This is a genomic window from Bacillus sonorensis NBRC 101234 = KCTC 13918, from assembly GCF_001592005.1.
Classification (GTDB): Bacteria; Bacillota; Bacilli; order Bacillales; family Bacillaceae; genus Bacillus; species Bacillus sonorensis.
Genome location: NZ_BCVZ01000030.1, coordinates 18451 through 32172 on the forward strand (window position 1 = coordinate 18451; position 13722 = coordinate 32172).

Sequence of the window (13722 nt, forward strand, 5' to 3'; positions counted from 1 at the left end):
TTCCGTTTAAGTTTAAAACCTTTCTTTCAGAAATGATAAAAAACCGATAAAAAAGCATCCGCCATTGAGACGGATGCCTTGTTTTTATTTTTGTGTATGAAGCGCTTTTTGATTGAGCATAAAACGATAGACTGGCAGCTTTTTTCCTTCTTCAGAGGAAATGTAGCCCGTACTCACATAGCTGTCAACGGATTCAGGCTCAAGCGCTGTCGACAGCAGGTTGGTTTGAGGCTGAGCTGTAAAATAGACTTTTGTGCCCTTCGGAAATTCTTTTTTCTCGTGTTTAAGCTTCGTCTCCACCTGAATCACAGGCCGGCCTTCTGATTCGCCGGCCGTTTTTTGCGAAGTGACATGGTAGGCTTCGACCGGAAGCTTTTGTTTAACAGGCAGTACAGCGCTTTTCAATCCTTGGTCTTGCAGTTTTTTATCTATGTCCTGATGTCCGGGCAGGACAAGATAGGCGACCGGCCTTGTTCGTGAAAGTACGGGAACTGCCTCGCTGGCGCTATAGTATTGAACAGGAACATCGACGGCTTGTCCTGAAGCGATATCAGCCATTTTCAACGTATCTTGAAACGGTCCGGCGAAATCGCTTGTAATGACCACCTGATCATCATCATTCGCTTTCGCCCCTTTTTGGATCAGCTTTAATTTTTCTGAGGCGACAAGACGTTTAATCTCCGCCGCATGCTTTGCCGCCGTATCGATGATGGTTTCATGTGTTGCCACTTGGGCGGCGACCCTTCTTTTGAAATTTTCGCGGCCGATGTCAATTCCCCTGCTTTCGACTAAGAAAGATAGAGCCGGCTGAAGCGCGAATGCATTGCGGCCGATTCTCGCTTCTGTCCCTCCTTCATAGATCTCAATGTTTCCGTCCTTGCTTTTTCCGGTCGTATAATAGGCATCATTTGAGAATCCCTTTTCATCAAGCTTTTCTCTGACACCGTTCACAAAAAGGCTGTCTGATGCAGTTCTGATCGCTTCGGGTATATTTAGATTTTTCCCTGATAAAATCAAAAGATCATGGTATTTTAATGCGCCTTTTTCACCGACAGTCTGAAATTCATTTTGGCCGACTCCGTATTCATGGGCATCGATGACGACTTCGGGAGAATATTGATTGAATTCTTTATGAATCGCCCGTACCTCAGGGGATTCAAGCTTTACATGATCCCGGTTTCCGTCGATGCCGCTGGAAAGTCTTCTGTTAAAATGATAGGAGCCGTCTGGATTGACTCTTGGAACGATGATCACATTGACTTTTTTTAGCACCTTGTCCCCATAAGATCCGGCAAGCTTATCGGCGATGGCCAAAGCTGATTCCCCGGCGGCCGGTTCATTCCCGTGAATCTGTGCCTGAAGCCATATCGTCGGCTTTTTGGATACCGATCTGATCCGGTCGTCTTTTGAGAAATAAAGCACCGGAATATTTCTTTTTTCAATCGAAAAACCGATATTTTTCACTTTGACATTCGGACTTTTTTTTGTCAGTCTGTTTATAAACTTTATCATTTCTTCCTGTGTTGTGAATGCCTCGTCTACCTTTGTGAATGCAGGAGTTTGGTATGTTTCAGCAGGTTCTGGATAAAGTGGGGAGAGTTGTTCCGGCTGAGTGTAAAACTTTCCGTAATAAGGAGTTTCAACAGCGTGCGCGACACCGGACAGCATGAGTCCGCCTAACAAAAGCGTTATCCCAAAGAAAGCCTGTACTTTTTTTTGAATGCTCATCTTTCCTCAGCTCCTTTCACAGCATATCTGCATTATAAATGAAATTCATGAATTTTTTGTCTAAAATTTCAGAAAATGAATCATTTGGTGCATAAGAACAGTCGCGGGCTAGAACGATGGAAGGTAGTGCTGGATGAAAATATGGTTATTTTTTCCCTTATGAAAAAAGAAACATTCGGTATGACCGAATGTTTCAGACATCACTGATGTTATCCCTGTGAGGCGGGAAGACGGTTTGACAGGCTGTTGAGCTCTTGTGAAAAGTCGGTTCCCTTCATTGGCACTCCGTGGCCGGTCAGCAATGAGGCCGGTTTCAACGCAGCAAGCTTTCGAATCGAATCAGCAGCTTTTGGCCAATCCATCGTGAAGTACGCTGGCGGCCCATTGAGTTCTTGTTTTTGAATCGCGACCTCTAAAAGGGATTCCTGTTCTACAGTTGTTATGGCGTCGCCCGCTATCAATGTTTTATCGGACTGCCGGAACAGCGAGATATGCCCGGGTGTATGGCCGGGCGTGCCAATCCATTTCCACTCTTCAAGGAACGGAACTGTGCCGTCTTCGTGAAGCGGCTTCACGCTTGATGAAACATCGATGGAATGCCGCGGAAACAACGGGGACAGCTTTGCGACCAAACCGCTTTTCACCTGGGGCTTGGCCGGTGGATAATCGGCTTTTCCCGTTACATACGGCATTTCTTCCGAATGGATAAAAACGGGAACGGAACATTTTCCCAAAAGCTCTTCCAAAGCCCCGACATGATCGAAATGCCCATGCGTTAAAATGATTGCTTTCAGCCGCACATCGCCCTCAAACAGCTTCTCCGCTTCTTTCATGATGAAAGAAGCGGATTTGGGCATGCCGCAATCGATTAATACCGCTTCACCGGAAGAATTCATTATAAAATATACATTGACAATTTGAACCGTTAATCCGTATACCCCTTTGGCATACTCCTTACAGACCCCGCTTTTTACAGAGGTCAAAGGCATGTAAGTATCACTCATGATGTCACCGCCCGCTTGCAGAATATATACCGCTAGTGTGTGTCTTTTGGCAGTTGTTTATGTATGATCGCCCCGGACGGCGTGATGCATGTTAAAAATTGAGGGGACTGTAAATATGATAGATGATCACTGGTTTACCGTGGAAAAAATTGATGAAATGACTTTGCGATCGGTGAATACGGACACTGGGAAAATGTGCACTCCTATTTGCTGCTCGGAACAAAAGAAACGGCTTTGATCGACACAGGCTCCGAATCGACAGCATCAAAAGAATCACCGGCAAGCCGACAAATATGCCGATCAATGTAATGACCACCCATGTGCATTGGGATCATACCGGCTGTCATAGAAAATATGAACGCATCTATGTGCACGAAGCAGAAAAAGAATGGCTGGCCAAGGGGCTCAAAGGGCTTCCAATTGAACAAATGCGGAAGGACATTGCACGCGATATTACAAAACCGGTTCCTGAAACATTTTACACCCCCTACAAAGGTGAACCGACGGACGTCCTGACAGACGGCGACATGATCGAAATCGGTTCAAGACCGCTGGTCATTTACCATACACCCCGGACATTCCCCGGGCCATATCTGTATTTTTGATTCTGCAAACGGCTATTTGTTTACAGGAGACCTTCTTTATACAGGGGCTCCCAATATGCTTTCTACCCGACGACAAATCCGGCCGATGCAGGCGATTCCTTTGAGAAAATCGCAGAGATACAGCTTGTCGGCAAAATTTTTGGAGGACATCATCAGCTCGGGCTTGCCTCCTCCATCTTAAAGGAAGCAGCCTCCGCAGCAAAATATTTAAAGGAGCGAAATCTGGCCAGACATGGGACGGGAATCCATACATTCAAACACCTCAGCATCCAATTTTAATGCAAAAAGATGATGGCTCTACGCCATCATCTTGAACACCCTTTTGTTTCAAACGCACTCTTTTTTCCGGCTGCACGGCATACTAATGCACTGAAACAAAATCCCGCCGCTCCGCCGAATGTGTTTACCATCAAATCGTCCACGTCAAAGGTTCTGGGCATCATCAATCCTGTGGCGGATAACGCAAGCTGGAGGCTTTCTATCGTAAGACTCGCCAAAAAACAAAAAACGATCCCCCGCTTGAAGGTGATATGCTTACGCAAAAGCGGGAGATATACACCGAAAGGAAAAAGCAGCAGCACATTAAAAAATGTCAGCTTGACGGAATTCCAAAAAAACCAATCCGTTCCGCCATGCTTATACATTTGATACCAATCCCACACAAAAAAGAACGGAATAAACTGAACATCGATATGCGCGAATTCCCTTTGCGGCGGAATATTGATTTCCCCTATCGTAAAATGCCAGACTGCGCATAAATAAACGAGGAAGCTCAAAAACACGATTTTTCTAATCAAGCTCGTCCTTTTTCGGTTTTTCACCACATCGTACAAAAAATAAAGAAAAACACCGATCAAGCCGAAAAACGTCAAATCAACTAACGAAAACATCCGATCACACCTTCATCTATGAATAAAAAAGAAGACAGGAAATGTCCTGCCCCTTTATTTTACCATATACCCAATACTTTCCACCACAGCCCGCCGACAACAAGCCATGTCGCAATATGAACAATTGACAGGATGAAGCCGATGAACCACCATTTTCCTTCAGGAATATAGCCGGCTCCGAAAAATACGGGCGCCGCTCCTGCGCCATAGTGCGTCGTACAGCCGAAAAGGTTGCTGAAAAACGCGAGGGTGAGCGCCGACAAAAGCGGCGGCGCGCCCGCGGCAACCATCACGGCGAAAAATGCCGAATACATTGCGCTGATATGAGCGGTTGCACTGGCGAAGAAATAGTGTGAATAAAAGTAGACAAGAATCAGCACGAGGAATGCGCTGATCCACGAAAAGCCCGAAACAAACGACTCCATCATAACGCTGAACCAGCCGACCATTCCCAGCTTGTTTAAAAATGTCGCAAGCATTAACAAAGTCGAAAACCAGATCAGCGTATCCCATGCGCCTTGCTCTTTTTTAATATCGCCCCAATCCAGCACCTGGGTCAAAAACAAGACCGACAACCCGATCAAAGCCGTCGTAGTGGCATCGATGTTGGCGTTGCTTCCAAATATCCATAAAAAAAGGACGAGAAAGAATACAATGACCATAAACAATTCAGATCTTTTAAAAGGCCCCATTTCCTTCAGCTTATTTGTCGCAATGCCCGCTGCGTCAGGTGTTTCTTTAATTTCGGGCGGATTCAGTTTATAAATGACAAACGGCGTAATGATCAGGCTCACAAGTCCCGGGACGATCGCCGCAACGGCCCAGCTTGTCCAGGTCAGGTTCACCCCTGCCACATCATGGGCAAGCTTGGCGATTAATGGATTAGCCGCCATCGCCGTTAAAAACATTGCTGAAGTAATCAAATTTCCCTGGAAGCCGACGTTCAGCAAAAATGCGCCGATTTTGCGCTCTGTTCCATTTCTCGGTGTTGAACCGAACGTCTCGGACAGAGAGTGGATAATCGGAAAAATAATGCCTCCTGCCCTCGCGGTATTGCTTGGGATCGCGGGTGACAAAATCAAATCGCTGAAAAGCAGCGAATACGACAGTCCGAGCGTTTTTTTGCCGAACATCCTGACAAACAAATAGGCGATTCTCGCCCCAAGACCCGTTTTAATAAAGCCGCGGGAAATGAAAAACGCGATGACGATCAGCCAAATTGTTTTATTTCCAAATCCGCTTAGAGTGTCTTCAATTGACAGCGTTCCGGTGAGAGCCGTAACGGCAAGAGCGAATACGGCGATCGCCCCCATCGGCAGCGGTTTTGAAATAAAGCCGATAATCGTCGCGACAAAAATCGCGAATAAATGCCATGCCTTCACATCAAGACCGGCGGGAACCGGTATGAACCAAATGACGACTCCGGCTAAAACCATGATGATGAAAGGAATCATGCGAAGTCCCTGCTTATTTTGCGGAGCTTTTTCTTTTGCCACGGCGCGTCTCCTCCTGTAAATCGTTGCTGCTTTTTATTTTTGCCCTTTATCACCAGTTCCATGAAAAAAATTCAGCTGCCGACTTGGCCGGCAGCCTGTAGTTTAAACCCAAGACTTCACTTTATCATGATCGGTTACAAACAGGAGCACTTTTCCTTCATCAAGACGCTTTTCGAACTGCTGCGCCTCCTGTTCTGAAAAGCCGATTTCATGAATTTTATTGCGGAGTTCGTCTCCTTTTTTATTGAAGAGATTTCCTACGGCGTTTTTGAGCCCTGTTTCTTCCGCTCCTATTGTATTGGCGTCTGCGTTTTCCGCAATTCTCTCCGTCCTGTCATCATCGTGGGAGAGAACGTATATGTCTTCTCTGGCAACACCAATGTCCCTGAGCTCCTCAATGTCTTTCATCAGCTTTTCATCATTTGTATATTCCCTTACAACGGGCTTCATCTCACATCTCCTCCTTTTCTTCATGTTGTATTAAAAACATACCCCTTAGCCCCGCGGGTAAACAACGGAATGTGCCGCCCGTAACATTTTCATGTCAATGTTACAATTGTTATAAATTTTCAGATATGACGTTTGAGCCTCCGTTTCTTTCAGGTACATGTTAAAAAGAAGACAAGGCGAAAATGGGGTGATTCTGCTTGAATTATTTCTCACCGGAACAGCAATACAATGCATGGATCATCAGTGATTTGCTCAAACAAATCTTTTCAAAGGAAGATCGTCAGGACGCGAATACCCACCTTTTTGAAACGTTTGCGGCGCAACAGTTCGGCATCAATATTGATTTTGTCTTTTCGATTATCATGAACATCGGAGATACTGAGATGCAAACGGCCAACAGCACGGAAGACATCCTGGCTTCATACCTTTTCTCACTGCTTCCATTTGTGACAAAGGACATGATTAACGACTCCAAAGAAAACGCCAATCAATATCTTTTAAATACAAAGGATGCAGATGTCTACCATTTGTTTCTCCCTGAATCGGTCCTCCGCGAAACGCTTAACCTGTAGCTTTGCAGACTTCTATGTTACATTATCGGTAATCAAAAGGAGAATAAGCCAATGCTGCAAAAACAAATCGAGCTTGCCAGACGGCCGCACGGAATTCCGGTGATGGAGGATTTCCGTATAAAAAAAACAGAGATTCCCGAAGCAAAAGACGGAGAAGCGCTTGTGAAAACGCTTTATGTCTCAGTGGATCCTTACATGCGGAGACGAATGCAGGATACAAAGTCTTATGTCGAGCCTTTTCCGCTGGATGAAGTCATCACAGGCGGCGTCATCGGAGAAGTCGCGTCTGCCAAAGGGGACAAGCTCCAGCAAGGGGACATCGTATTAGGATACTTGGGCCGGCAGGAGTATTCCGCTGTCAAAGAAACGCACCTCAGAAAAATCATCCGTCACTTGCCCCTGTCACCGCATTTCCTCGGAATTCTCGGCATGACCGGTCTGACGGCTTATTTCGGCTGCTTGATATCGGCCGTCCGAAACCCGGGGAAACGGTAGTCGTTTCAGGAGCCGCCGGACAAATCGCCAAAATCAAAGGAGCAAGGGTTGTCGGTATTGCCGGTTCTGATGAAAAGATTGCCTATTTGAAAAAACGCCTCGGATTTGATGAAGCGATCAATTACCAAACAGCCGGTGACATTGCATCAGCTTTGGAGAAAGCATGTCCGAACGGTGTTGATGTCTACTTTGACAATGTCGGCGGCAGCATTTCAGATGCCGTACTCACCCTTATTAACAAATATGCGAGAATTCCGGTGTGCGGAGCGATTTCTTCTTACAATGCCAAAGGTGCACAAGACGATATGGGATCGCAAGTGCAGACGGCTTTGATCAAATCGAGCGCATTAATGAAAGGCTTTGTCGTCAATGAATATCAGGAGCGGTTTTAGAAGGCGCCAAACAGCTTGCGGAATGGGGTGAAAAGCGGACGTCTTCAATATGAGGAAACGATTACGGAAGGCTTCGAACGGATACCGGAAGCTTTTTTGGGCTTGTTTAAAGGCGAAAATTTCGGGAAGCAGCTGATCAAGGTGGCCGATCAAAGCGTTAAATGAAAAAGAAGGCTGATCAGCCTTCTTCTATTTTTCGATAATTCGCCCTCTCTCATATACAATGCGCTGGAGGCGGATTCCAAGCTTCTTTGCGAGCTTTTTCAGCCGCTCTTCCTCGCCGCGGGTCACAAGGCTGATGACGGTTCCCTCGCTACCTGCCCTCCCCGTTCTGCCTGAACGGTGGATATACCCCTCTTCATTCGGCAAATCTGTATGAATGACATATGGCAGGTTTTGAATATCAATTCCGCGCGCCGCGATATCCGTCGCCAACAACAGAGTAAACTCTCCTGCTTCAAACGCCTGAAGGATCTTCGCCCGTTCGATCTTTTTCGCTTCACTGTGCAGAACGCCGACATCGACATGGTGGAAATCAAGCTTTTCGGCATACACACTTAGATTGCCGATATCCTTTACAAATACGAGCGCCTGCATTCCATCAAGCCTTGAAAATTTTTGCAGGATTTTGATTTTATCCCGCTGGTCGCAGACAAGATATTGATGCTTGATTTTTGCGGATTCTTCGCTCGTTCTTTTGATTTTCAATAGCTCCGCTTCCTTTGTCATTGTTCGGAGCTCGCGCTCAGCCTCTTCTTTTAATGTCGCTGAAAAGCAAAGGAGCTGCCGGTCTCTGAGCGTCGATTTAATGATGTTTTGAATCGTGCCGCGGTGCTCTGGCGTAAGGAGATGGTCTGTCTCATCAAGAACGATCGTTTTCACCTCATGCATTTTCAGTTTTTTTGTTTTGATGAGTTCCAGCACCCGACCCGGCGTACCGGCAATAATATGCGGATGTTTCTTCAGCTTTTCCTGCTGCTTTTTAATATTGGCTCCGCCGATGAAAGACGCGGCTCTGATCTCAGATCCTTTTTTCCACTCTGTGACCACATCAAATATCTGCATGACAAGCTCGCGGGAAGGAGCGAGGATCACAGCCTGAACGTGTTTTTGGTCCGGCTGCAGCTTTTCCAAGAGCGGCAGAACGTAAGCGAGCGTTTTCCCCGTTCCCGTCGGTGATTCGGCGATCACGTCGCGCCCTTCCAAAATGAGCCCGGCCGCGCTTTTTTGAACATCCGTCGGTTCGACAAAGCCTGATGCCTTCCAATTTTCTTGAATAAACGGTTTTGCTTTATTTAAAAATGGCCATCTGTCTGTCATGTTTTTCTCCTTTATTCTCAGGTTGATTCTGCTCCTAGTATCTCAAAACAGAAGCGGCTTCGCAATTTTTCTTTTACCTGCCCCCCAAGTGTCCGGTATAATGGGTTCGTTCTGACTATACATTAGAGGTGTAAAACATGAGTTTACTATCGGTAACAAAGCTAAGCCACGGTTTTGGAGACCGGGCGATCTTTCAGGATATCTCCTTTCGGCTGTTAAAAGGCGAACACGTCGGCCTCATCGGGGCAAACGGCGAAGGAAAATCAACGTTTATGAATATCATCACGGGAAAGCTTGAACCTGACGAAGGAAAAATCGAGTGGTCAAAAAAAGTCCGTATCGGCTATCTTGACCAGCATTCGGTCCTTGAACGGGGGCAGACGATCCGTGATGTATTAAGGAACGCGTTTCATTATTTATTTGCAATGGAAGAAGAAATGAACGCCATCTACGGAAAAATGGGGGAAGCTGATCCCGAAGAGCTTGAGAAGCTGCTCGAAGAAGTCGGAACGATTCAGGACGCCCTCACCAACAATGACTTTTACGCCATTGATGCAAAGGTTGAAGAAATCGCCCGCGGCCTCGGCCTTCACGATCTCGGGCTCGACAGGGATGTCACGGATTTAAGCGGCGGACAGCGGACCAAAGTGCTGCTTGCCAAGCTTCTGCTTGAAAAACCCGACATTCTCCTGCTGGATGAACCGACAAACTACCTGGATGAACAGCATATCGAATGGCTGAAACGCTACTTGCAGGAATACGAAAACGCGTTTATCTTGATTTCGCATGACATTCCGTTCCTTAACAGCGTCATCAATCTCATCTACCATGTTGAAAATCAGCAGCTGACCCGCTACGCAGGTGACTACAACCAATTCCGCGAAGTGTACGAAGCCAAAAAACAGCAGCTTGAAGCGGCCTATAAAAAGCAGCAGCAGGAAATTTCCGAACTTAAGGATTTTGTCGCCCGCAACAAAGCTCGCGTCAGTACGCGCAATATGGCGATGTCCCGGCAAAAAAAGCTTGATAAGATGGATATGATCGAACTGCCGTCAGAGAAGCCGAAGCCTGAGTTCCATTTTAAAAAAGCGAGAACATCCGGAAAGCTGATTTTTGAAACAAAAGATCTGGTCATTGGTTATGATGAACCGCTGTCCCGCCCGCTAAACCTGAAAATGGAGCGCGGTCAAAAAATCGCTTTGTACGGTGCCAACGGAATCGGTAAAACGACATTGCTGAAAAGCCTGCTCGGCGAAATTTCGCCGCTGTCGGGTGAAGTCGAACGGGGGGAATACCTCCATATCGGCTATTTTGAACAGGAAGTCAAAGCAGGGGGCCACAACACCTGCATCGAAGAAGTGTGGAACGAATTTCCGTCCTATACGCAGTATGAGATCCGCGCGGCCCTTGCCAAATGCGGCCTGACGACAAAACATATCGAAAGCAGGGTTTCCGTTTTAAGCGGGGGCGAAAAAGCGAAGGTCAGACTATGCAAACTTATTCATACAGAAACAAACCTTCTTGTCCTTGACGAACCGACAAACCATCTGGATGTCGAAGCAAAAGAAGAATTAAAAAGAGCCCTCAAGGAATACAAAGGCTCGATTCTTTTGATCTCCCACGAACCCGATTTCTATACGGAGATCGCGACAGATACATGGAACTGCGAATCATGGACGACAAAGGTTTTATAACATCAAAAAGCTTGTTTCCTTTCCCGGAAACAAGCTTTTTTCATTAATGTCCTGCCTTGATATGCGCCAAATGGCGACGGCCGCCGATTAAGACGGCCATGCCGATCAGCACCGCTATACAGCCGGCAAAATAAGGCGCATGCGCACTATAATGATCGGCAAGCACACCAGCGAGCCAAGGCGCGATGGCCCCGCCGATAAAACGGATGGAGCTGTAGGCTGATGAAGCGACTGACCGTTCGACAGGCGCCGCTTCCATTACCGCGGTCGTCAATATCGTATTGACCATTCCTAAAATACCGCCGCCAATCACAATGGCCGCAATAACGACAGCCATATGCTCCGTCCACACGCCGAGCACCAGCAAATCAGCGGCAAACAAAATAAACAGCATGATCAGGGAACGGACCGTTCCAATGGCGCGCTGTACGGCCGGAGCGATAAACACGGACGTGATCGCGAGAAAGAGCCCCCAGCCGAAAAAGACGTAACCTAGCCCTCTTTCATTTAAATCAAGAACAAACGGAGAATAGGCAAGCAGCGTAAAAAAGCCAAAGTTATATAAAAAAGCGGACACAGAAAGCGTGAAAAGCCCTTGATACCGGAGCGCCCGTATCGGTGCGCAGATCGAAATTTTCTTTTGCGGCTTCGGAACGGCCGGCAGCAGAATGAGGATCGCAAACATAGCGACCGTCATTAAAATCGATACACCGAAAAACGGCGCCCTCCATGATATCGTTCCCAGTTCTCCTCCTGCAAGAGGGCCTACGGAAATTCCCAAGCCTAAAGCCGCCTCATATAAAATAATCGCTTTGGCGCTCCCTCCTGTCGCCACACTGACAATGACGGCAAGAGCGGTTGAAATGAACAAGGCGTTGCCGAGCCCCCAGCCGCCCCGGAAGCCGACAAGCTGGGCGATGGATTGGGAACATCCGCCCAGCGCAGCAAAAATAATAATCAGAATAAGACCGGATATCAATGTCTGTTTTGCGCCGATTCGGCTCGAAATGGCTCCGGACAAAATCATCGCAAAACCTGTCACCAGAAGATAGCTTGTAAATAAAAGCGATACTTGGCTCGGCGACGCATTCAATTGCGCTGCAATCGCCGGAAGAATCGGATCGACCAGCCCGATCCCCATAAATGAAATGACACAGGCAAACGCCACGGCCCAAACTGCTTTCGGCTGTTTAAAAAAACCGGAATTCTGTTGTTTCTCCATCAATCAATCATACCTTTCTTTCCATAAAAACAAACGCTATGTACATAGCGTTTGCGATTTTTGTTTTAATCAATATGTTCCAGCGCATTCCGGGCTTTTTTCTGCATGCCCTCCAGGCGCTTCCTGAACGATTGAAATTTTTCGATCTTTTCATCGATCATCCGCATTTGCTCGTCCAGCATATGCCGGATGTCTTCGAGCTTTTCTTTTCTTTCCTTCTTATCCAATGATAAAAGATAGCCTTCTTTATGCATTTCAAGGTGTTTGCTCGTTTCCATAAATTGCTGCAGCTCTTGCAGGGAAAATCCCAATACTTCCTTGGCGCTTATCACTCTTTCAAGCTCTTCCAGGTCATCTTCAGAATAAAGACGGACACCGCCTTCTGTTCGCTTAGGTGAAGAAAGCAGGCCGATTTCTTCATAAAAACGAATCGTTCTTTTTGTCAAACCGCTGCGCTTTGCCATTTGGTCAATCTTCATCCAGTCCACGTCAATGTCCTCCCGTTTTGGCTCTTTTTTTCTATTATACACCTACTATACTCTTACGTAAACGTTAAGTTTTACACACGGTTGAATTAATAAAAGGGCTTGCATTTTATACAAGCCCTTATCATTCAAAAACCCTTTAATTCAGAACTACAGGCAGCTCTGCCAGCGATCGAAAACCAATTAATTTTCGGTATTGGATATCGGAGGAAGCAAGCCGAAGCTTAGGCGCCCGCTCTAATAGGACGGGGATGGCAATTTGCGCTTCGAGGCGCGCCAATGAGGAGCCTAAACAAAAATGCGAGCCGGAGCCAAACGCAAGGTGCGGATTCGGGTTTCTTTTGATGTCCAGTATATGAGGATGAGGGAATATGTTCGGATCCCGGTTGGCCGCCCCTAAAAGGATGTATACTTGCTCCCCTTTTTTTATCATGTTTCCATTAATCTCGCAATCTTCCGAAGCCATACGCGCCGTCAGCTGAGTGGGGCTTTCATAGCGCAAACATTCCTCGACTGCAGATTCAATAAGCGGCGGGTTGTCCTTCAGGACAGCAAGCTGGGCGGGATGGTTCATTAAACAAAACAATCCGTTGCTTATAAGATTTACAGTTGTCTCATGTCCTGCAATGACAAGCAATATACATGCCGCAAGAAATTCCTCTTCCGTCAGCTGTTCCAGGCTGGCGAATCTGCTGATCAAGTCTTCCCTGGGATCTGTTTTCCTCTTTTGAATCAAATCTTTAAAATAGGCCGTCAGCTTGATGACGGCAGCATTTCCTTTTGCCAGCGCCTGTCGGGAGCGTGTAAAATCAATCGTCTTGATCAAGCTGGCCGTCCATTCCCTAAATTGATGCCTTTCCTCCTTTGGCACACCTAGGATGTTCGCTATGATGAGACTTGCTAAAGGAAATGCAAACTCTGAGACAATGTCCGCTGTTTGCCTGCTTTCCAGTTGATCCAGCAATTCCTCTGCGGCATCTTTTATAAAAGGGCGAAAGGATTCTGCCATCTTCGGTGTAAATTCTTTGCCTACAAGGGAGCGAAGCCGCCTGTGATCCTCCCGGTTTTTAAAGAGCAGCATATCATGCTGCACATGTTTAAGTTGTTCATATTTTCTTGACGTTTCAGGGAGTGGTATGCGGCTTTGAAACCTTGCGTCCTTCAAAATCGCCGCTGCCTCTTCATATCCTGTCACATACCAGCCCGGGTGCTTGAATAGCGTTCCTTTATATAAAGGATGAACAGACCGCATCTGATCATAAAAAGGGTAAGGGTCTCTCCAAAAATCGGATTCAATCAATAGGCTTGGTTTTGCCGGGTGTAATTCTGGCATCATGTCATACCTCCATATCGTCGGCCGTTTAATCAA

Annotated in this window: 11 protein-coding genes and 2 pseudogenes; 4 read left to right on the plus strand and 9 right to left on the minus strand. The window is 46.7% G+C overall.

What is annotated here, in order from left to right; all coding sequences use genetic code 11:
- Positions 1-84 precede the first annotated feature (84 nt).
- A complete protein-coding gene (locus tag BTR1S_RS20395) occupies positions 85-1728 on the minus strand; it encodes a M14 family metallopeptidase (RefSeq protein ID WP_006637416.1) in 1644 nt (547 codons plus the stop codon).
- A 209-nt stretch (positions 1729-1937) separates the two neighbouring features.
- The gene (locus BTR1S_RS20400) at positions 1938-2732 is read right to left on the minus strand and encodes an MBL fold metallo-hydrolase (RefSeq protein ID WP_029419860.1); all 795 of its coding nucleotides are present in this window, start codon (positions 2730-2732) and stop codon (positions 1938-1940) included.
- 115 nt (positions 2733-2847) lie between these two features.
- On the opposite strand from BTR1S_RS20400, the pseudogene BTR1S_RS20405 reads away from it, so the two are divergent.
- Positions 2848-3616 (plus strand): annotated as a pseudogene (locus BTR1S_RS20405) (MBL fold metallo-hydrolase).
- A 26-nt stretch (positions 3617-3642) separates the two neighbouring features.
- On the opposite strand, the gene BTR1S_RS20410 reads toward BTR1S_RS20405, so the two are convergent.
- From BTR1S_RS20410 to BTR1S_RS20420, 3 genes are all read right to left on the minus strand, one after another.
- Positions 3643-4227 (minus strand): VanZ family protein, encoded by a 585-nt coding sequence (locus BTR1S_RS20410; RefSeq protein WP_006637413.1) that lies wholly within the window; start codon positions 4225-4227, stop codon positions 3643-3645.
- Positions 4228-4286: 59 nt separating this feature from the next.
- A complete protein-coding gene (locus BTR1S_RS20415; protein WP_087962502.1) occupies positions 4287-5681 on the minus strand; it encodes an anion permease in 1395 nt (464 codons plus the stop codon).
- Between the two features lie 144 nt (positions 5682-5825).
- Positions 5826-6173, minus strand: coding sequence for a YflT domain-containing protein (locus BTR1S_RS20420; protein WP_006637411.1), 348 nt, complete (start codon positions 6171-6173; stop codon positions 5826-5828).
- Positions 6174-6370: 197 nt separating this feature from the next.
- Here BTR1S_RS20420 and BTR1S_RS20425 point away from each other — a divergent pair, with 197 nt between their 5' ends.
- Positions 6371-6745, plus strand: a complete 375-nt coding sequence (locus BTR1S_RS20425; RefSeq protein WP_006637410.1) for a DUF3212 family protein — start codon at positions 6371-6373, stop codon at positions 6743-6745.
- Positions 6746-6796: 51 nt separating this feature from the next.
- A pseudogene (locus tag BTR1S_RS20430) lies at positions 6797-7797 on the plus strand (NADP-dependent oxidoreductase).
- Positions 7798-7821: 24 nt separating this feature from the next.
- Here the strand turns inward: BTR1S_RS20430 and BTR1S_RS20435 are convergent.
- Positions 7822-8952, minus strand: coding sequence for a DEAD/DEAH box helicase (locus BTR1S_RS20435; RefSeq protein ID WP_006637409.1), 1131 nt, complete (start codon positions 8950-8952; stop codon positions 7822-7824).
- A gap of 137 nt (positions 8953-9089) precedes the next feature.
- Between BTR1S_RS20435 and BTR1S_RS20440 the strand changes: the two genes are divergently transcribed.
- On the plus strand, positions 9090-10646 hold the full coding sequence (locus tag BTR1S_RS20440; protein ID WP_029419861.1) for an ABC-F family ATP-binding cassette domain-containing protein: 1557 nt from the start codon (positions 9090-9092) through the stop codon (positions 10644-10646).
- A gap of 43 nt (positions 10647-10689) precedes the next feature.
- On the opposite strand, the gene BTR1S_RS20445 is transcribed toward BTR1S_RS20440, so the two are convergent.
- From BTR1S_RS20445 to BTR1S_RS20455, 3 genes are all read right to left on the minus strand, one after another.
- Positions 10690-11868 carry an MFS transporter gene (locus BTR1S_RS20445; RefSeq protein WP_029419862.1) on the minus strand — a complete coding sequence of 393 codons (1179 nt, stop codon included), beginning with the start codon at positions 11866-11868 and terminating at the stop codon, positions 10690-10692.
- A 65-nt stretch (positions 11869-11933) separates the two neighbouring features.
- The gene (locus BTR1S_RS20450) at positions 11934-12356 is read right to left on the minus strand and encodes a MerR family transcriptional regulator (RefSeq protein ID WP_006637406.1); all 423 of its coding nucleotides are present in this window, start codon (positions 12354-12356) and stop codon (positions 11934-11936) included.
- A gap of 136 nt (positions 12357-12492) precedes the next feature.
- A complete protein-coding gene (locus tag BTR1S_RS20455; protein ID WP_029419863.1) occupies positions 12493-13689 on the minus strand; it encodes a cytochrome P450 in 1197 nt (398 codons plus the stop codon).
- Positions 13690-13722: the final 33 nt, after the last annotated feature.

Bases quoted from the DNA above. Each gene is read 5' to 3' on its own strand.
- BTR1S_RS20395 (WP_006637416.1), bottom strand. From the start codon at position 1,728: ATGAGCATTCAAAAAAAAGTACAGGCTTTCTTTGGGATAACGCTTTTG.
- BTR1S_RS20400 (WP_029419860.1), bottom strand. From the start codon at position 2,732: ATGAGTGATACTTACATGCCTTTGACCTCTGTAAAAAGCGGGGTCTGT.
- BTR1S_RS20410 (WP_006637413.1), bottom strand. From the start codon at position 4,227: ATGTTTTCGTTAGTTGATTTGACGTTTTTCGGCTTGATCGGTGTTTTT.
- BTR1S_RS20415 (WP_087962502.1), bottom strand. From the start codon at position 5,681: ATGATTCCTTTCATCATCATGGTTTTAGCCGGAGTCGTCATTTGGTTC.
- BTR1S_RS20420 (WP_006637411.1), bottom strand. From the start codon at position 6,173: ATGAAGCCCGTTGTAAGGGAATATACAAATGATGAAAAGCTGATGAAA.
- BTR1S_RS20435 (WP_006637409.1), bottom strand. From the start codon at position 8,952: ATGACAGACAGATGGCCATTTTTAAATAAAGCAAAACCGTTTATTCAA.
- BTR1S_RS20440 (WP_029419861.1), top strand. From the start codon at position 9,090: ATGAGTTTACTATCGGTAACAAAGCTAAGCCACGGTTTTGGAGACCGG.
- BTR1S_RS20445 (WP_029419862.1), bottom strand. From the start codon at position 11,868: ATGGAGAAACAACAGAATTCCGGTTTTTTTAAACAGCCGAAAGCAGTT.
- BTR1S_RS20455 (WP_029419863.1), bottom strand. From the start codon at position 13,689: ATGATGCCAGAATTACACCCGGCAAAACCAAGCCTATTGATTGAATCC.